The organism is Streptomyces sp. SN-593 (assembly GCF_016756395.1).
GTDB lineage: Bacteria > Actinomycetota > Actinomycetes > Streptomycetales > Streptomycetaceae > Actinacidiphila > Actinacidiphila reveromycinica.
Window position 1 is genome coordinate 2,456,678 of record NZ_AP018365.1, and the last position, 18,609, is coordinate 2,475,286.

The 18,609-nt window shown below is 72.7% G+C and carries 18 protein-coding genes; 10 read left to right on the plus strand and 8 right to left on the minus strand.

Annotated elements, in window-relative coordinates:
- Window positions 1–24: 24 nt before the first annotated feature.
- The 6 genes from RVR_RS10085 to RVR_RS10110 all read right to left on the minus strand — a co-directional run bounded on the left by RVR_RS10085 (window position 25) and on the right by RVR_RS10110 (window position 4,517).
- Window positions 25–756: a TerD family protein gene (locus RVR_RS10085; protein ID WP_202233517.1), complete on the minus strand. Its 732-nt coding sequence runs from the start codon at window positions 754–756 to the stop codon at window positions 25–27.
- Between the two features lie 104 nt (window positions 757–860).
- Window positions 861–2,030 carry a DUF475 domain-containing protein gene (locus RVR_RS10090; RefSeq protein ID WP_202233518.1) on the minus strand — a complete coding sequence of 390 codons (1,170 nt, stop codon included), beginning with the start codon at window positions 2,028–2,030 and terminating at the stop codon, window positions 861–863.
- Window positions 2,031–2,093: 63 nt separating this feature from the next.
- The gene (locus tag RVR_RS10095; protein ID WP_202233519.1) at window positions 2,094–2,669 is read right to left on the minus strand and encodes a TerD family protein; all 576 of its coding nucleotides are present in this window, start codon (window positions 2,667–2,669) and stop codon (window positions 2,094–2,096) included.
- A gap of 50 nt (window positions 2,670–2,719) precedes the next feature.
- Window positions 2,720–3,295 carry a TerD family protein gene (locus tag RVR_RS10100; protein WP_202233520.1) on the minus strand — a complete coding sequence of 192 codons (576 nt, stop codon included), beginning with the start codon at window positions 3,293–3,295 and terminating at the stop codon, window positions 2,720–2,722.
- Between the two features lie 101 nt (window positions 3,296–3,396).
- The gene (locus tag RVR_RS10105) at window positions 3,397–3,855 is read right to left on the minus strand and encodes a peroxiredoxin (protein ID WP_202233521.1); all 459 of its coding nucleotides are present in this window, start codon (window positions 3,853–3,855) and stop codon (window positions 3,397–3,399) included.
- Between the two features lie 221 nt (window positions 3,856–4,076).
- Window positions 4,077–4,517 (minus strand): DUF3052 domain-containing protein, encoded by a 441-nt coding sequence (locus RVR_RS10110; RefSeq protein ID WP_103883542.1) that lies wholly within the window; start codon window positions 4,515–4,517, stop codon window positions 4,077–4,079.
- 449 nt (window positions 4,518–4,966) lie between these two features.
- On the opposite strand from RVR_RS10110, the gene aceE reads away from it, so the two are divergent.
- The 3 genes from aceE (at window position 4,967) to RVR_RS10125 (ending at window position 10,232) form a co-directional block, all read left to right on the plus strand.
- Window positions 4,967–7,714 (plus strand): pyruvate dehydrogenase (acetyl-transferring), homodimeric type, encoded by a 2,748-nt coding sequence (gene aceE, locus RVR_RS10115; protein ID WP_202233522.1) that lies wholly within the window; start codon window positions 4,967–4,969, stop codon window positions 7,712–7,714.
- Window positions 7,715–8,261: 547 nt separating this feature from the next.
- Window positions 8,262–9,455, plus strand: coding sequence for an alpha/beta hydrolase (locus RVR_RS10120; protein ID WP_430393228.1), 1,194 nt, complete (start codon window positions 8,262–8,264; stop codon window positions 9,453–9,455).
- Between the two features lie 54 nt (window positions 9,456–9,509).
- A complete protein-coding gene (locus RVR_RS10125) occupies window positions 9,510–10,232 on the plus strand; it encodes a DUF4429 domain-containing protein (protein WP_202233523.1) in 723 nt (240 codons plus the stop codon).
- 99 nt (window positions 10,233–10,331) lie between these two features.
- On the opposite strand, the gene RVR_RS10130 is transcribed toward RVR_RS10125, so the two are convergent.
- Complete coding sequence (locus tag RVR_RS10130) at window positions 10,332–10,793, minus strand: MerR family transcriptional regulator (protein ID WP_202233524.1); 462 nt, start codon at window positions 10,791–10,793, stop codon at window positions 10,332–10,334.
- A gap of 227 nt (window positions 10,794–11,020) precedes the next feature.
- Here RVR_RS10130 and RVR_RS10135 point away from each other — a divergent pair, with 227 nt between their 5' ends.
- The 7 genes from RVR_RS10135 to fabF all read left to right on the plus strand — a co-directional run bounded on the left by RVR_RS10135 (window position 11,021) and on the right by fabF (window position 17,642).
- A complete protein-coding gene (locus RVR_RS10135; RefSeq protein ID WP_202233525.1) occupies window positions 11,021–11,842 on the plus strand; it encodes a serine hydrolase domain-containing protein in 822 nt (273 codons plus the stop codon).
- Window positions 11,839–12,546 (plus strand): pirin family protein, encoded by a 708-nt coding sequence (locus tag RVR_RS10140; protein WP_202233526.1) that lies wholly within the window; start codon window positions 11,839–11,841, stop codon window positions 12,544–12,546. Before RVR_RS10135 ends, RVR_RS10140 begins: the two co-directional genes overlap by 4 nt.
- Window positions 12,547–12,695: 149 nt before the next feature.
- A complete protein-coding gene (locus tag RVR_RS10145) occupies window positions 12,696–13,835 on the plus strand; it encodes a PucR family transcriptional regulator (RefSeq protein WP_202238515.1) in 1,140 nt (379 codons plus the stop codon).
- 90 nt (window positions 13,836–13,925) lie between these two features.
- Complete coding sequence (locus tag RVR_RS10150; protein ID WP_202233527.1) at window positions 13,926–14,921, plus strand: ACP S-malonyltransferase; 996 nt, start codon at window positions 13,926–13,928, stop codon at window positions 14,919–14,921.
- Window positions 14,918–15,952 carry a ketoacyl-ACP synthase III gene (locus tag RVR_RS10155; protein WP_202233528.1) on the plus strand — a complete coding sequence of 345 codons (1,035 nt, stop codon included), beginning with the start codon at window positions 14,918–14,920 and terminating at the stop codon, window positions 15,950–15,952. The genes RVR_RS10150 and RVR_RS10155 overlap by 4 nt, the downstream gene beginning before the upstream one ends.
- A gap of 67 nt (window positions 15,953–16,019) precedes the next feature.
- Complete coding sequence (locus tag RVR_RS10160) at window positions 16,020–16,265, plus strand: acyl carrier protein (protein ID WP_202233529.1); 246 nt, start codon at window positions 16,020–16,022, stop codon at window positions 16,263–16,265.
- Window positions 16,266–16,373: 108 nt separating this feature from the next.
- Window positions 16,374–17,642, plus strand: coding sequence for a beta-ketoacyl-ACP synthase II (gene fabF, locus RVR_RS10165; RefSeq protein ID WP_202233530.1), 1,269 nt, complete (start codon window positions 16,374–16,376; stop codon window positions 17,640–17,642).
- Between the two features lie 81 nt (window positions 17,643–17,723).
- Here the strand turns inward: fabF and RVR_RS10170 are convergent, their stop codons facing one another.
- On the minus strand, window positions 17,724–18,605 hold the full coding sequence (locus RVR_RS10170) for an NAD(P)-dependent oxidoreductase (protein WP_202233531.1): 882 nt from the start codon (window positions 18,603–18,605) through the stop codon (window positions 17,724–17,726).
- Window positions 18,606–18,609 lie beyond the last annotated feature (4 nt).

The following is an 18,609-nucleotide window of genomic DNA, read 5'->3' on the forward strand; positions in this document are numbered from 1 at the left end:
CCGACGGCAACCGCCCGGCCGCGGCTACACCTTGGGCTTGTAGCCCCGCCCCCATTGCAGGCCCCACCCGTAGAGCCGGTCGATCTCGGCCTGGAAGCCGTAGACGTACCGCACCTCGCGGCGGACGATCATCTCGTCCTTGCGGTTCTCGATCAGCACCACCGCGCACGACCGCGCCTGCGGTTCCCGCTCGGTGAGCGGGATCTCGATCCTCGGCCCGTTCCCGGGGAAGATCTCCACCTTCGCGTGGGTGCGGTCGAACGCGGGCGTGCCGTCGTAGATGTACACGAACACCAGCAGGCGCTTGAACTCCTCGCGCTTGTCGAAGTTGATGTACAGCGTCTCGCCCGAGGTGCCGCCGAACCGGTCGTCGCCGCTCATCTGGATGTAGGGCGGGGCGTCCAGGTCGCCGTGGAAGCCGCCGAGCGGCTGCACCACGCCCTTGGTGCCGTCGTTGAGTTCGTACATGCAGGCCAGGTCGAGGTCCACGTTGACCATCGCGGGGCCGGCCGCCTGCACCACACGTGGCTTGAAAACGTCGAGTTGGCGGCGCAGGAAGCTGCCCCGGTCGGTGACCCAGTCGCCGGTGTCGGACGGCCGCATCTGCCAGGACAGGTTCACCCGCATGTTGCCGACCGCGGCACCCTGTTTCGTCAGCGACAACTCCGGCCGCCGCTTGGTGAGTTCCACGGTGTGCGCGTTCGTCACGTCGAACTGCTCCGGGCCGCTCGGCCGCAGGAACCGCCACCAGGCCATTGTCGTTCGTCCTCCCCTAGTCACCCACTGCCTCGGCCTCGGTCACGCGCACGCGCCGCTGCCCCCGCCGGAGGGCGGGGGCAGCGGCGCGTGCGCGTCCGGGGTCAGACCCCGGACGTGGCTTCCGCCTTGTCGCCGTCCGACGCCTGGGAGCCTTCCCCGAGACGGCGGTTGCGTACCACCGACGACCAGTACGACGCCGCGATCAGGACAACGCCGATCAGGCCGGTGACGACCTCGCTGACCTCGTACTTGATCGTGACCAGCAGGATGACCGCCAGGGCGCCGATCGCGTAGTGCGCGCCGTGCTCCAGGTACACGTAGTCGTCCAGGGTGCCCTTGCGGACCAGGTAGACGGTGAGCGACCGGATGTACATCGCGCCGATGCCCAGACCGAGCGCGATCTCGAAGATGTCGTTGCTGATCGCGAAGGCGCCGATGACGCCGTCGAACGAGAACGACGCGTCGATGACCTCCAGGTAGAGGAACATGAAGAACGCGGCCTTGCCGGCCAGGCCGACGGTGCGCACCACGCTGGCCCCGCTCGCCCCCGCCGGGGCCTTGGCGACCTCGATCTCGGGCTCGCCGTCCTCGTCGTCGCCCTCCTCGTCCTCCAGCCGCTCCTCGAAGAAGCCGGAGATGCCGCCGACCACCAGGTAGGTGATCAGACCGGCGACGCCCGCCAGCAGCACCGTCTCGGCCTTGTCGACCGTGCCGTGCCCGCCGTGCAGCGGCACCGCGTCCGCGACCGTGGTGCCGGCGATCACCAGGGCGACCATGGCGACCACCACCGACAGCATGTCCAGCTTGCCGAGCTTGGCCAGCGGCTTCTCCAGCCAGGACAGCCAGGTGATCTCGCGCTCCTCGAAGATGAAGTCGAGGAAGATCATCAGCAGGAACATGCCGCCGAAGGCGGCGATCGCCGGGTGGGCGTTGGTGACGAGGTTCTCGTAGCGGTCGTGGTCGTTGATCGCGATCCGCACCGCTTCCCACGGGCTGAGCTTCGCGGTGACGGCCACGATGATGATCGGGAAGACCAGCCGCATGCCGAAGACGGCGATCAGCACGCCGACGGTCAGGAAGATCTTCTGCCAGAACGCGTTCAGCTTGCGCAGGATGCCCGCGTTGATGACCGCGTTGTCGAACGAGAGCGAGATCTCCAGGACGGACAGGATCGCCACGATCGCGAGTCCCTTGCCTCCCCAGAGGATGCCGGCCAGGGCCAGGCCGGCGGCGGTGATGCCGAACGACCAGCCGAATGTTCTGAGGAGCACGTGCTTCCCACCCAATCCCTTGCGGTCCCTTGGGACCACGGGTCCCCCGCGCGGTGCGCGGCTTTACGAAACGTTGACCCCGAAGTCTAGGGCGATGCCGCGCAGACCGGACGCGTACCCCTGACCCACCGCCCGGAACTTCCATTCGCCGTTGTACCGGTACAGCTCGCCGAAGATCATCGCGGTCTCGGTGGAGGCGTCCTCGGTCAGGTCGTAGCGCGCCAGCTCCGCGCCGTCGGACTGGTTGACCACGCGGATGTACGCGTCGCTGACCTGCCCGAAGGTCTGCACCCGGGCGTCGGCGTCGTAGATCGACACCGGGAAGACGACCTTGTCGACGTCGGCGGGCACCTTGCCGAGGTCGACCAGGATCGTTTCGTCGTCACCCCCGCTGCCGCCGGTCAGGTCGTCGCCGGTGTGCTCGACCGAGCCCTCGGGGCTCTTGAGGTTGTTGTAGAAGACGAAGTACTCGTCCCCCAGCACCCGGCCGCCGGAGCACAGCAGCGCGCTGGCGTCCAGGTCGAAGTCGGCGCCGGTGGTCGAGCGGGCCCTCCAGCCGAGGCCGATCTGCACCTGGGTGAGATTCGGCGCGGCCTTGGACAGGGAGACGTTGCCCCCCTTGGCGAGCGTGACGCCCATCGTGGTCCTTTCCCCCTCACACGTGGTGTGGGCAAGCCTGGTGTGCGGTGTCAGACGTTGACGCCGAAGTCCTGGGCGATGCCGCGCAGGCCGGAGGCGTACCCCTGGCCGATCGCGCGGAACTTCCACTCCGCGCCGTGCCGGTACAGCTCGCCGAAGACCATCGCGGTCTCGGTGGAGGCGTCCTCGGTCAGGTCGTAGCGCGCCAGCTCAGCGCCGTCGGCCGCGTTCACCACCCGGATGTAGGCGTTGCGCACCTGGCCGAAGCTCTGCTGGCGCGGCTCGGCGTCGTAGATCGACACCGGGAAGACGATCTTCGCCACGTTCGCCGGCACGGTGGCCAGGCTGACGTTGATCACCTCGTCGTCGCCCTCGCCCTCGCCGGTGAGGTTGTCGCCGGTGTGCTCGACCGAGCCGTCCGGGCTCCTGAGGTTGTTGAAGAAGACGAAGTGCTGGTCGGAGAGGACCTTGCCCTGCTCGTCGGTGAGCAGCGCGCTCGCGTCCAGGTCGAAGTCGCTGCCGGTGGTGGTGCGGGCGTCCCAGCCCAGGCCGACGACGACCGCCGTGAGGTTCGGCGCCTCCTTCGTCAGCGAGACATTGCCGCCCTTGCTGAGGCTGACTCCCACGCGTCCTCCTGTCGGTTTCCCCGCCCGTCACAGCGGTGTGGGTCGTGGCGTTGAGCCGTGCCGGATCAACGTCCCGAGCTTAGTGACCCGTTCCCGGATGGCTACAGCGCGGACAGCGCTTTCGCGTACTGGTCGAGATCGCGCGCGTCCGGCAGGCCGTTCAGCACGGTCCACCGCACGATGCCCCGGCGGTCGATCACGAAGGTGCCGCGCAGCGCGCAGCCCTTCTCCTCGGCGAAGACGCCGTAGGCACGGGAAACCGTTCCGTGCGGCCAGAAGTCGCTGAGCAGCGGGAAGTCCAGGCGCTCGGCGTCGGAGAAGGCGCGCAGCGCGTGCATCGAGTCGCACGACACGGCGAGCACCTGCGTCCGGTCGTTCTGGAACGCGTCCAGGGCGTTCTGGATCGCCTGGAGCTCGCCGGTGCACACGCTGGTGAAGGCGAACGGGAAGAAGGCCAGCAGGACGTTCTTACGGCCGCGGAACTCCTCCAGGGTCACGGCACGGCCGTGCTGGTCGTTCAGCCGGAGGTCGGGAGCGGGCTCGCCCGCGAGGACAGACATGGGGGCGACTCCGCGGTGGGTGGGTGCGGCCGTGGGTGAGGGCGGGCGCGGCCCCGCGCAGGCGGCGGTACGGCGTCCGCGTGGTCCCCGCGCCGCCGGTGGCGCGCCTCCGCGCGGCGCGCAGCCACCCTCGAAGGGGCGCGGGGAACCGCGCGGACGGCCATGACGGCACGGCGGCCGGGTACGGGCCGCGACCCGCTACGGCGCGACCCCGTGCCCGCCTACCGCTTGCCGGCCTTCGCGGCCTTCGGGGTCACCAGACGGCTGCCGGTCCAGTCCTTGGCGGCGTTGACGCTGCTGGTCTGCGCCAGCCCCGCGGTCTGCGCCGCCTCACCGATCTCACTCGGTTCGACGTGGCCGTCACGCCCGGTCTTCGGGGTCATGAGCCAGATCGGGGCGCCGGGGTCGATCGTCGACGTGGCGTCGACGAGCGCGTCGGTGAGGTCGCCGTCGTCCTCGCGGAACCACAGCAGGACGGCGTCGGGCACGTCGTCGTACTCCTCGTCGGCGAGCTCCTCACCCGTGAGCTCCTCGATCCCCTCGCGGAGCTCCTGGTCGCAATCCTCGTCGTACCCGAGCTCCTGGACCACCTGTCCGGGCTCGAAACCAAGCCGGCTCGCCGGGTTGGTCCGCTCCTCCGCGTGGTCCGCGGTCGCGCTCACGCTTTGCCTCCTGTCATGGGCACTGAATTCGTGCGGGTCTTCATGGTCTCTGTGTGCCCGCGACGGTGCGAGCTTATTGGCGGTAGTCCACACGGGCGGGGCGGATCGCGCAAGTACCCGCCGTACGAGACCGCCGAAACAGTGACGATTCGACCGTCTTCATGGCAAGTTCCCCGCTTCCCCGGCACCATGCGCACCCCTCCATGGTGACGCAGATCACGGGCATCTGCCGGGGTTGCCCGTTTTGCAGAGTGTTGGCACCGCGAGTCGGTCGTACGTCCGAGTGGGCGTAGAGTTCGGATTTGGCCGTCCACCTGGGGTTACCGCCCGGTAGAGATGACGTATCGAACGGCCTCGGTACACGATGGACGCGGCGCGCGCCGCCGCCGGCGGCCACTCCACGACGTCCAGGCACATCCCGTATCAGCCCCAGCGAGCGAAGGAACAGCGTGGCTTCCGGATCAGATCGCAACCCGATCATCATTGGCGGCCTTCCCAGCCAGGTCCCGGATTTCGATCCCGAGGAAACGGCGGAATGGCTCGACTCGCTCGACGCGGCCATCGACGAGCGGGGCCGGGAACGTGCCCGCTACCTGATGCTCCGCCTGATCGAGCGGGCCCGCGAGAAGCGCGTCGCGGTCCCCGAGATGCGCAGCAGCGACTACGTCAACACGATCGCCACCAAGGACGAGCCGTTCTTCCCCGGCAACGAGGAGATCGAGCGCAGGATCCTCAACGCCACCCGGTGGAACGCCGCGGTGATGGTCTCCCGCGCCCAGCGGCCCGGCATCGGGGTCGGCGGCCACATCGCGACCTTCGCCTCCTCGGCGTCGCTGTACGACGTGGGCTTCAACCACTTCTTCCGCGGCAAGGACGACGGCCTCGGCGGCGACCAGGTCTTCTTCCAGGGCCACGCCTCCCCGGGCATCTACGCGCGCGCCTTCCTGCTCGACCGGCTCACCGAGGCGCAGCTCGACGCGTTCCGGCAGGAGAAGTCGAAGGCCCCGCACGGCCTGTCCAGCTACCCGCACCCGCGGCTGATGCCGGACTTCTGGGAGTTCCCGACCGTGTCCATGGGCCTCGGCCCGCTCAGCGCGATCTACCAGGCCCGGATGAACCGCTACATGGAGGCGCGCGGCATCGCCGACACCTCCAAGTCGCACGTCTGGGCGTTCCTCGGCGACGGCGAGATGGACGAGCCGGAGTCGCTGGGCCAGTTGTCCATCGCCGCCCGCGAGGGCCTGGACAACCTCACCTTCGTGGTCAACTGCAACCTCCAGCGGCTCGACGGCCCGGTGCGCGGCAACGGCAAGATCATCCAGGAGCTGGAGTCGCAGTTCCGCGGCGCCGGCTGGAACGTGATCAAGCTGGTCTGGGACCGCTCCTGGGACCCGCTGCTGGCCCAGGACCGCGACGGCCTGCTGGTCAACAAGATGAACACCACCCCGGACGGCCAGTTCCAGACGTACGCCACCGAGACCGGCGCGTACATCCGCGAGCACTTCTTCGGTGGCGACCAGCGGCTGCGCAAGATGGTCGAGGACCTCACCGACGAGCAGATCCTGCACCTCGGACGCGGCGGGCACGACCACCGCAAGGTCTTCGCCGCCTACACCGCGGCCCTGGCGCACAAGGGCCAGCCGACCGTGATCCTCGCCCAGACCATCAAGGGCTGGACGCTGGGCCCGAACTTCGAGGGCCGCAACGCGACCCACCAGATGAAGAAGCTCACCGTCGACGACCTCAAGCGCTTCCGGGACCGGCTGCACCTGCCGATCACCGACCAGCGGCTCGACGAGGGGTACCCGCCCTACTACCACCCGGGCCGGGACTCCGAGGAGATCCAGTACATGCACGACCACCGCAAGGCGTGCGGTGGCTACGTCCCGACCCGGGTCGTCCGCGCCAAGCCGCTGCCGCAGCCCGCGGACAAGCTGTACGCCGCCGCGAGGAAGGGCTCCGGCCAGCAGTCGATCGCCACCACGATGGCGTTCGTCCGCGTCCTGAAGGACCTGATGCGGGACAAGGAGATCGGCAAGCGGTTCGTGCTGATCGCCCCGGACGAGTACCGCACCTTCGGCATGGACGCGTTCTTCCCGAGCGCGAAGATCTACAACCCGCTCGGCCAGCAGTACGAGTCGGTGGACCGCGAGCTGCTGCTCGCCTACAAGGAGTCGCCGACCGGGCAGATGCTGCACGACGGCATCTCCGAGGCCGGCTGCACCGCGTCGCTGATCGCCGCGGGCTCGGCGTACGCCACCCACGGCGAGCCGCTGATCCCGGTCTACGTCTTCTACTCGATGTTCGGCTTCCAGCGCACCGGCGACCAGTTCTGGCAGATGGCCGACCAGCTCGCGCGCGGTTTCGTGCTGGGTGCGACCGCCGGCCGGACCACCCTCACGGGTGAAGGACTCCAGCACGCCGACGGCCACTCCCAGCTACTGGCCTCGACCAACCCGGCGTGCGTGGCCTACGACCCGGCGTACGCCTTCGAGATCGCGCACATCGTCAAGGACGGCCTGCGCCGGATGTACGGCGAGACGGCGGACGGCAGGCCCGGCGAGGACGTCTTCTACTACCTCACCGTCTACAACGAGCCGATCCAGCACCCGGCCGAGCCGGACGACGTGGACGTCGAGGGCATCCTCAAGGGCGTGCACCGCTTCCAGGCGGGCGGCGCGGGCGAGATCCCGGCGCAGATCCTCGCGTCCGGCGTCGCGGTGCCGTGGGCGGTGGAGGCGCAGCGCATCCTCGCGGAGGAGTGGAACGTGCGGGCCGACGTCTGGTCGGCCACCTCCTGGAACGAGCTGCGCCGCGAGGCGGTGGCGGTCGAGGAGCACAACCTGCTGCACCCGGAGGAGGAGCAGCAGGTGCCGTGGGTGACCCGGAAGCTGTCGGGCGCGCAGGGGCCGTTCGTGGCCGTGTCGGACTGGATGCGGTCGGTGCCGGACCAGATCGCCCGCTGGGTGCCGGGGCGGTACACCTCGCTCGGCGCGGACGGGTTCGGCTTCGCCGACACGCGCGGCGCGGCCCGCCGGTTCTTCCACATCGACGCGCAGTCCGTGGTGCTGGCGGTGCTCACGGAGCTGGCCGCCGAGGGGAAGATCGACCGCTCCGCGCTGAAGCAGGCGGTGGACCGCTACCAGTTGCTGGACGCCTCCGCGGCCCACCCGGGCGCGGCGGGCGGCGACGCGTAGGGCCGGGGCCGCGCTCGGCGGCCGCTCACGGACGCGGGCGGGCCCGCACCGGTTCTCCCGGTGCGGGCCCGCCCGCGTCCGTGGGCCCCGGCCGCCCGGGCCGTTCCCCGGGCCGGGCCGTTCCCCGGGCACCCGTGCGCGGAGGACGGCCCGCGGCCCCGGGAGTCCGCTCGCGCGGGAGCGGCGCAGTGCGCGGTGTGCATCGTCCGCCCATGCCGCCCGGGAGCCCGCTCGCGTCGGAGCCGCGGCGGGGCCGGTCCGGGCGCGGCGGCGGGGGAAGCCGGGGGCGGTGTCGTAGCATCCCGGACGAAACGCGTGAACACGACCGGAGCCGCATTTCCCCCGGGGGACGGAGCCCGCAAGGCATGACCGAGTGACGCCGCCGCCCGTGCGCGCGGACACGCTGCCCATCCCCGCCGGCCGAGCGCCCAGGGACGCGCGGGTCGCCGTCGCGGTGCCGCCGGCGCGCGGACCAGAACGGCGGCGGGCGCCGGGTCCGCGGCCCGCGCGGCGCCGGCACCCGGGCTTCCCGGGGCCCTGCCGCCCGCTGCTGGCCGCGGCGGTCGTCCTCGTGCTGCTGGCGACCACGGGGTGGACGGCGGCGCTGTCGCCGCGCGCGGCGAAGGGCGCCATGGCCGCCACGCTCGCCACGTGGGCCCGCGGCACCGTGGGCGCCCGGCGGCTGCCGGGCCCGGACGCGCCACCGCGCGCCGTCGCCCGCTTCTTCGCCTCGCTCACCGGCGCCCAGCGGCTCGGCCTGGCCCGCCGCTACCCCCTGGTGGTCGGCAACCTCGACGGCGTCGATCCCGTGCTGCGCTACGGCGCCAACCGGCTCGCGCTGCTCCGGCAGCGGTCCGCGGTCCGCGCCGAGGAGCGCAGCGACCAGCTCACCGCCGACGGCCGCGCCGCCATGGCCGACCTCGCCGACCGGTACACCTCGCTGCTCGCCGGCCACCGGCGGATCCTCGCCTTCGACCCGACCGGCAGCGGGCGGGTCGCCGAGGTGCTCGGCGACCTGCGCACCGCCGACCGCGTCGCCGTCGTCGTCCCGGGCGTCGACACCGGCCTGTCCGACTTCGAACGCGACGACGACCGGCGGTACTCCGCCACCGCCGGCATGGCCCGCGCGCTGTACGGCGCCGAGCGGCGCGCCCGCCCCGGCGCACGCGTCGCGGTGATCGCCTGGGCGGACTACACCACCCCGCGCGGCATCGGCCTGGACGCCTCCACCGGCACCCTCGCGGCCCGCGGCGCGGTCCGGCTCGAATCCCTCCTCGCCTCGCTCCCCCGCCGCCGCGACGTCGCGCTGTTCTGCCACTCCTACGGCTCGGTGCTGTGCGGGCTGGCCGCGCCGCACCTGCCGCCCGGGCGGGTCCGCGACATCGCCGTCATGGGCAGCCCGGGGATGCGCGCCCGGGACGTCGGCGCCCTGCACACCGGCGCGCGCGTCTGGGCGGCGCGGGACGCCGGCGACTGGATCGGTTCCGTGCCGCACGTGGAGTTCGCCGGGCTGGGCCACGGCGCCGACCCGGTCTCCGCGGGCTTCGGCGCCCGGGTGGTGAGCACCGCGGGCGCGGCCGGGCACGGCGGCTACTTCGTGCCCGGGACGACCAGCCTCGCCAACTTCGCGGCCATCGCCCTGGGCGCCTTCTCGGAGATCATCCGCCCCACGGGAACCACCCGCACCAGTGGTCTTGTCCAGGTCGCGGGCACCCGGAAAAACCCGCCCACGTTTTGGTGACGCGCGTAGCGCGTGAGGGGCGCGGTCGGCCGGGGCGGCCATAAGCTGGCCCTTATGGGTGAAGTGCTGACCGGGAGCAACGCCGTGTGGGAGTTCGAGCCCGACGCCGTGGTGATCCGGTACAGCAGAGGCGTGCGGGGTTCCCGGCTGCTCCAGGCGCTCGGCGAGCGGCGGGTGCCGCACGAGGCCCTGGAGGACGTCGAGCTGGCCCCGGGGCGCCGCGGCACCCTGGTGCTGCGGGCGACGCCGCGGCCGGGCGCCGACCCGCTCATGGAGGTCGCCGGCGGCCAGTTGCGGGAGAGCGCCGACCCCTACCGGCTGGTGCTGCCCGAGCAGAGCGCCTCGCTCGCCGGGACCGCCCGCGAGGTCCTGCTGGCCGCCGTGCGCGCCGCCACCGCCGCGGAGCTGCCCGGCGGGCGCTTCCTGGTGCCGGCGCCCGCGGCGCCGCGCTCCTTCAAGGCGTACGACGCGAAGGCCACCTTCGACGGCCACGTGGTCGGGTTCCACTGGTTCCGCACCGGGGCGTCCACCGCGAAGTGGAACTCCGGCGACCAGACGTTCCCGGTCGAGGAGCTGAGCGGCGTCGACTGGCACTCGCCGGAGCAGGTCGACGGGCACCTGCGGCTGCTGCTGCGCGACCGCGCCGAGCCGCCGCCGGCCGCCGACCGCGACCCGGCGAGCGTGGTCTTCGGGCTCGGCTACGGCTCGGTGCACGAGTCGCTGCCCTTCGCCGCGGCGGTGCTGGCCGCGATCCGCACCGCCCGCGTCAGGCCGTGAGGCGTGCGGGGGCGCGCGGTGCGGCCCTGAGCGGTGCGGGCCCGGGGGAAGCGGGCCCGACGCGTGTGGGCCGGCGGGGCGCGGGCCGGCTGCGGACGGTCAGGCCGTCCGCTCGGGGGCGTGCAGGCCCGCGTACGTGCTGATCTTGCGGTCCAGCACCGTCAGGGTGCCCTGGAGCTCGGCGATCCGCCGGAGCACGTCCGCCCGGGTCGACTCCAGCAGCGCCTGCCGCTCGCCGTAGGTGTGGTCGCCGGCCCGCACCATCTCGGCGTACGTCACCATGTCGGCGACCGGCATGCCGGTCAGCCGCAGCTTCCCGACGAACGCGAGCCAGTCCAGGTCCCGGTTGGTGAAGCGGCGCTGGCCGGTGTGCGAGCGGTCCACGTGCGGCATCAGCCCGATCCGCTCGTACCAGCGCAGGGTGTGGGCGCTCAGCCCGGTGAAGTCCGCGACCTCGCCGATCGTGTACTGGTCCCGTCCGTCGGGCCGCAGGTGCGGCTCCGCCTCGGCGCGACCCTCCGTGCTGCCCGGCTTGCTCTTCGCCACCTGCGCGACCGTCATGCCCCCACGCTAAGACCTTGGAGTCCACTCCAGGCAAGTGCGCCCCGGCCCCCGACCGCGAGGGTGGCCGGTTCCCTCGGTCCGGGGGCCGGCTTCCCGCGGGAAAGGCCGAACGGGACAGGGGCGCGGGAAGCTCCGCCCGGGAGGCGTCCCCGGCGCGGCACGCCACCCGGCGGCGGGTGGTCCCGCGACCGACCGGCACCGGCCACCCCGTAGGGTCGGGCTCCATGGACAGCTTGGCGAAGATCGCGCAGTGGCCCGTGGACAACGCCTCCGCGGGAGTGGTCCGGGCGGACGGCACCGTGGCCGGGACGTACGGCGCCCCCGACCGGAGGTACCCCCTCGCCTCGGTGACGAAGCCGCTCGCGGCCTACGCGGTGCTCGTGGCCTGGGAGGAGGGCGCCCTCGAACTGGACGACCCGGCCGGGCCGGAGGGCGCGACGGTGCGCCACCTGCTCGCCCACACCTCCGGGCTCGCCTTCGACGCCCCGAAGGTGACGGCGCCCCCGGGAACCCGCCGTATCTACTCCAACGCCGGCTTCGAGGCGCTGGGCGAGGCCCTCACGAAGGCGGCCGGCATCCCGTTCGCCGAGTACGCCCGCCAGGCGGTGCTGGAGCCGCTGGGCATGGCCGACACCACCCTGGACGGCTCCCCCGCGGCCGACGGCGTGTCCACCGTCGCCGACCTGCTCAGGTTCGCCGCGGAGTTGCAGGCCCCGCGGCTGCTGCACCCGTCGACCGTGGCGACCGCCACCTCCGTGGCCTTCCCCGGCCTGAGCGGCGTCCTGCCCGGCTACGGCCGCCAGGTCCCGAACGACTGGGGCCTGGGCTTCGAGATCCGCGACTCCAAGACCCCGCACTGGACCGGCTCGGGCTCCTCGCCGGCGACCTTCGGCCACTTCGGCCAGTCCGGCACCTTCCTGTGGGTCGACCCGGCCGCGCGCGCCGCCTGCGTGGTCCTGACCGACCGCCCCTTCGGCGAGTGGGCGATCCGGGAGTGGCCGGGGCTGACCGACGCGGTCCTCGCCGAACTGCCGACCGCCGGATGACCGCCCCGCCGCAGGTGTGGCCCGCGGGCCGCCGCTACCGCGGCGGGCGGCCGCAGGACGGCATCGAGACGCTGCACGCGTTCTCCTTCGCGGGCTTCTACGACCCGGCGAACGTGCGCTTCGGGGTGCTGCTGGCCTGCAACGAGGAGCGGCTGGCGCCCGGCGCGGGCTTCGCCGAGCACGCGCACCGCGACACCGAGATCGTCAGCTTGGTGATCGAGGGCGAGTTGGAGCACCGCGACGCAGACGGCACCGCGACCCTGCTGCGCGCCGGGGACGCCCAACTGCTCAGCGCGGGCGCCGGTGTGCGGCACGTCGAGCGCAACCCGGGCACCGTCCCGCTGCGCTTCCTCCAGATGTGGCTGCACCCGGACCCGGCCGGCGGCCCGCCCCGGCACACCGTCGCCCGCGGCGCGATCCCGCCCGGTCCCGGCCGGCACCCGCTCGCCTCCGCCGAGCCGGGCGCCCCGCTGCCGCTGCGCCAGCCGGCCGCCGCGCTGCACCTGGCCCGCGGCGCGAACCGGCTGCCCGACGCCCGGTTCCTCTACCTGCACGTCCTGCGCGGCCGCGTCCGCGTCGACGGCGCGGAACTCGGCCCCGGCGACGCCCTGCGCGCGGTCGACTCCCCCGCCCGGCGGGCCGAGGCGGCCCCGGACGCGGAGTACCTGGTGTGGCGGATGGGCGCCGAACCGTCGTACGGATAGCCGAAACGGACAACCCGCCCCCCGCGCGGCGACACCCATAAGGCAGGCTTGGACCCGTGGCTCCTCCCGCGCAGAACCCGCAGAACCCGCAGCAGCGGCACTCCCCGCCCGCCCGACCGGAGCCGCCCCGCGGCGACCACGCCGCGACCCTGCGCCGGCTGGAGAAGTCGGCCGGGCGGCTGGCCGCGCACGCCATCGCGCGGATGGACGAGCAACTGCCCTGGTACCGGGCGATGCCCCCGGAGAACCGGAGCTGGATCGGCCTGGTCGCGCAGGCGGGCATCGCCGCGTTCACCGAGTGGTTCCGCCACCCCGAGGCGCCGCAGGCGATCAGCACCGACGTCTTCGGCACCGCGCCGCGCGAGCTGACCCGGGCGATCTCGCTGCGCCAGACCGTGGAGATGGTGCGCACCACCATCGAGGTCATGGAGTCGGCGATCGACGAGGTCGCCGCGCCCGGCGACGAGAGCGTGCTGCGCGAGGCGCTGCTCGTCTACGCCCGGGAGATCGCCTTCGCCACCGCGCAGGTCTACGCGCAGGCCGCCGAGGCGCGCGGCGCGTGGGACGCCCGGCTGGAGTCGCTGGTGGTCAACGCGGTGCTCTCCGGCGAGGCCGACGAGGGCGTGCTGTCGCGGGCCGCCGCGCTCGGCTGGAACTCGCCGGACAAGATCGTGGTGGTGCTCGGCACCGCGCCCAACGGCGACAGCGAGCTGACCGTGGAGGCGATCCGGCGGGCCTCCCGGCACGCGAAGCTCCAGGTGCTCACCGGGGTGCTCGGCGAGCGGCTGGTGGTGATCGCGGGCGGCGACGACGACCCGATCCGGGTGGCCAAGGCGCTGATCGGGCCGTTCGCGCCCGGTCCGGTGGTGGCCGGGCCGGTGGTCGGCGACCTGCTGTCGGCGACGAGGTCGGCGCAGGCGGCCGCGGCCGGGCTCAAGGCGTGCCGGGCCTGGCCGGACGCGCCACGCCCGGCACTCACCGACGACCTGCTGCCGGAACGTGCGATGGCGGGTGACCGCTATGCTCGCAGTCAGCTGGTGGAGGAGATCTACAGGCCGCTCGAAGAGGCGGGCTCGGCACTGCTGGAGACTCTGAGTGTCTACCTGGAGCAGGCGTCCTCGCTGGAAGGCGCCGCACGCATGCTGTTCGTCCACCCCAATACGGTCCGCTACCGGCTGCGACGTGTGACCGATGTCACCGGCTGGTCACCCTCCGACGTACGTTCGGCGTTCACCCTGCGCATCGCACTGATCCTGGGACGACTTTCGGACGGCGAGCGGCCGCGCTGACACTTTTGTTGGACACCCACAAATCGGCTGACACTTCTTCGTCCTTGTCCCCACGGGCGGTGACACCCGCCCGCGAGAGAGAGTGTGAACGTGCTCGTACTCGTCGCTCCCGGCCAAGGCGCCCAGACGCCCGGCTTCCTGTCCCCCTGGCTCGAACTGCCCGGCGCCGCAGACCGGCTCGCGGGCTGGTCGGACGCGGTCGGCCTCGACCTGGTCCGTTACGGAACGAAGGCCGACGCGGACGAGATCCGCGACACCAAGGTGGCCCAACCGCTGCTGGTGGCGGCCGGGTTGCTGTCCGCCGGCGAGCTGGGTCTGTTCGGCGCCGACAGCGCCGGGCGGCCCGACGCGGTCGCCGGCCACAGCGTCGGCGAGATCACCGCGGCGGTGCTGGCGGGCGTGCTGTCCGAGCAGGACGCGCTGTCCTTCGTCGCCGCCCGCGGCCGGGCGATGGCCGAGGCGGCCGCCGTCACCGAGACCGGCATGTCCGCGGTGCTCGGCGGCGACCAGGAGGCGGTGGTCGGCCACCTCGCCGCCCTGGGGCTGACCCCGGCGAACATCAACGGCGCCGGCCAGATCGTGGCCGCGGGCACCCTGGAGCAGCTCGCGGCGCTCGCCGAGCAGCGGCCCGAGGGCGCGCGGGTGCGGTCGCTGGCGGTGGCCGGCGCGTTCCACACCGACCACATGGCGCCCGCGGTGGCCGCGCTGGAGGCGCTCGCGCCGGGCCTGACCGTTTCCGACCCGTCGTTGCCGTATGTCTCGAACGCGGACGGGCAGAAGGTGGACAGGGGCGCGGACGTCGTGCGCCGGCTGGTCGCCCAGGTCTCGCACCCCGTGCGCTGGGACCTGTGCATGGAGACGTTCAAGCAGCTCGGGGTCACCGGGATCATCGAGGTGTCGCCGGGCGGCACGCTGGTCGGCATCGCCAAGCGCGCTCTTCCCGGCGTCCGCACCCTGGCGCTGAAGACACCGGACCAGCTCGACGCGGCACGCGAGCTGGCCGCGGAGGCGGCGGGCGTTCCGCCGCAGGACCGACCGGAAGACTCCACCCCGCAGGACGCGACGAAGGAGCACCCGCAGCGATGACAGCCACGATCAACCCCAGCAAGGGTGCCCCGTACGCACGCATTGTCGGCGTCGGCGGCTACCGCCCGGTCCGGGTGGTCCCCAACGAGGTCATCCTCGAACACATCGAGTCCAGCGACGAGTGGATCAGGTCCCGGTCCGGGATCGCCTCCCGGCACTGGGCCGGGCCGGACGAGACCGTCGCCGAGATGTCGATCGAGGCCGCCGGCAAGGCGATCGCCGACGCGGGGCTGGACGCCGCCGACATCGACGCCGTGGTGGTCGCGACCGTCTCGCACTTCAAGCAGACCCCGGCGGTCGCCACCGAGATCGCCCACCGGATCGGCGCGGGCAAGCCGGCCGCCTTCGACATCTCGGCCGGCTGCGCGGGCTTCACCTACGGCCTGACCCTCGGCAAGGGCATGATCACCGACGGCAGCGCGAAGCACGTGCTGGTGATCGGCGTGGAGCGGCTCAGCGACCTGACCGACAAGGAGGACCGGGCGACCGCGTTCCTCTTCGGCGACGGCGCGGGCGCGGTGGTGCTCGGCCCGTCCAAGCAGCCCGCCATAGGGCCGACGGTCTGGGGCTCCGAGGGCGACAAGTCCGGCACCATCACGCAGACGGTCGCCTGGGACGAGTTCCGGTCCGGCGACGTCTCGAAGCTCCCGGTCGACTCGCGCGGCGAGGTGAAGTTCCCGGCGATCACCCAGGAGGGCCAGGCGGTCTTCCGCTGGGCGGTCTACGAGATGGCCCGGGTGGCGCAGGAGGCGCTGGACGCCGCCGGCGTGGCCGCCGAGGACCTGGACGCCTTCATCCCGCACCAGGCCAACATGCGGATCATCGACTCCATGATCAAGGCCCTGAAGCTGCCCGAACACGTCGCGGTGGCCCGGGACATCGAGACCACCGGCAACACCTCCGCCGCCTCCATCCCGCTGGCGATGGAGCGGCTGCTCGCCTCCGGCGCGGCCAGGAGCGGGGACACCGCACTGATCATCGGTTTCGGGGCGGGGCTGGTCTACGCCGCCACGGTCGTTACTCTCCCCTAGACACATCTCGCGGCGCCGCAGTCCCGCACGCCGCATCGCAAGCGAACCATCAAGGAGTGCCGTACACATGGCCACCAAGGAAGAGATCGTCGCGGGTCTCGCCGACATCGTGAACGAGATCGCCGGCATCCCCACCGAGGACGTGCAGCTCGACAAGTCCTTCACCGACGACCTGGACGTCGACTCGCTGTCCATGGTCGAGGTCGTGGTGGCGGCCGAGGAGCGGTTCAACGTGAAGATCCCGGACGACGACGTCAAGAACCTCAAGACGGTCGGCGACGCGGTCGACTACATCCTCAAGGCACAGGGCTGAGTCGGCCGTACGGCGGCCTCATCCCCCGCGACGGGTCCCGCGCGGGCCCGTGAACACCGGGACGACGCGCCTGTCGCCCGCCCTTCTAGACGTGGAGAGACAATTCCTGTGAGCCCGACCAATCACACCGTGGTCGTCACCGGTATCGGAGCAACCACACCACTGGGTGGCGACAGCGCGTCGACCTGGGAAGCACTGCTGGCCGGCCGGTCCGGGGTCCGGACGCTGACGGAGGACTGGGCCGCCGAACTGCCGGTGCGCATCGCCGCCCGCGTCGCGGTGGAGCCGGGCGAGGTGCTGCCCCGCCCGGTCGCCCGCAAGCTCGACCGCAGCGCGCAGTTCGCGCTGATCGCGGCGCGCGAGGCGTGGGCGGACGCCGGGTTCACCGCCAAGGCGGGCGAGGACCCCTCGGTCGACCCGGACCGGCTGGGCACGGTGATCGCCTCCGGCATCGGCGGCGTCACCACCCTGCTCGACCAGTACGACGTGCTCAGGAACCAGGGCGTCCGCAAGGTCTCGCCGCACACCGTGCCGATGCTGATGCCCAACAGCCCGGCGGCGAACGTCGGCATCGACGTGAACGCCCGCGCGGGCGTGCACACCCCGGTCAGCGCCTGCGCGTCCGGCGCGGAGGCGATCGGCTACGCGATCGAGATGATCCGCACCGGCCGGGCCGACGTGGTGGTCGCCGGCGGCACCGAGGCGGCCATCCACCCGCTGCCCATCGTGGCCTTCGGCAACATGATGGCGATGTCCAAGAACAACGAGGACCCGCAGGGCGCCTCCCGTCCGTACGACGCGGCCCGCAACGGCTTCGTGCTCGGCGAGGGCGCCGGCGTGGTGGTCCTGGAGTCGGCGGAGCACGCCGCCGCACGCGGCGCGCGCGCCTACTGCGAGGCGGTCGGCCAGGGCATCTCGGCCGACGCGCACCACATCACGCAGCCCGAGCCGTCCGGCCGCGGGATCGCCTCCGCGCTCCAGCACCTGATGGAGAACACCGACATCAAGCCGGCGGAGATCGTGCACGCCAACGCGCACGCGACCTCCACCCCGCAGGGGGACATCGCCGAACTGAAGGCGCTGCGCAAGGTGTTCGGGGACGACGTGGACCACATGGCGATCTCCGCCACCAAGTCGATGACCGGGCACCTGCTCGGCGGCGCCGGCGGGATCGAGACGGTGGCAACCGTCCTCGCGCTCCACAACCGGCTCGCCCCGCCCACGATCAACCTGGAGAACCCGGACCCCGAGATGGACGCGGACGTCGTCCGCGGCGAGCCGCGCCCGCTGCCCGCCGGCACCATCGCCGCGCTCAACGACTCCTTCGGTTTCGGCGGCCACAACGTGGTCCTGGCGCTGCGGACGCTGCCGCAGTAACGGCTCCCCCGGGGGTGCCCCGTCCGCGAAGTCGCGGGGCCCTGCGTCCCGTGACCGCCCGGACGGGGTGGCCACGCGGGGTCAGGCCCCCGGGAAGCTCGCGAAGTAGTTCGCCGCCATGTCCTTTCCGCCGTGCCCCTGTTCGGTGGCACGGCGGAAGCGTTCGGCGCCGGCGGCCGCGAGGTCGAGCCGTACTCCGTGCCGCTCGCCCGCGTCCGCGATGAGCCGCAGGTCCTTCCACGCGCCCTCGACCGTGAAGGACGGGCTGTAGTCGCCGGAGCGGATCGCCCCTGCCTTCAGCCGGAGGTACGGGGTGTCCATCGGCCCGCCCTCGATCGCCTCGAAGAAGCGGTCCGGGTCCACGCCGAGCCCCTCCGCCAGCGCCATCACCTCGCCCGCGGCACTGGTGACGGCCAGCACCCAACTGTTGAGCACCAGCTTCAGCGCGCTCGCGGCGCCGCTCCCCCCGTCGTCGCCGACCAGGAGGACCCGGCTGCCGATCGCCTCGAAGACCGGCCCGGCCAGCGCCCGCGCCGCGGCGGGACCGGCCACCAGCACCGTCAACTCACCGCTTTCGGCGGGGGCCTTGGTGCCCAGGACGGGTGCGTCGAGGAAGAGCAGGCCGTTCGCCGCGGCGACCGCGGCCAGTTCGCCCTGCGCGTCCGGCCCGACCGTGCTGCTCTGCACCCACACCGCGCCCTGCCGCAGCGCGGGCGCGGCGGACCGCATCACGTCGAGCACGGCGGGGCCGTCGAGCAGCATGGTGAGCACCACGTCGGCGCCCCGGACCGCCTCGGCCGGATCGGCGGTGACCTGCGCCCCGGCGGCGGCCAGCGGCTGCGCACGGGCGATCGTACGGTTCCAGGCGCGGACGTCGTGGCCGGCGGCGGCGAGGTTGCGGGCCATGCCGGCGCCCATGATGCCGGTGCCCAGGACTGCGACGGTGAGCTTCTGCGTTGACATGCCA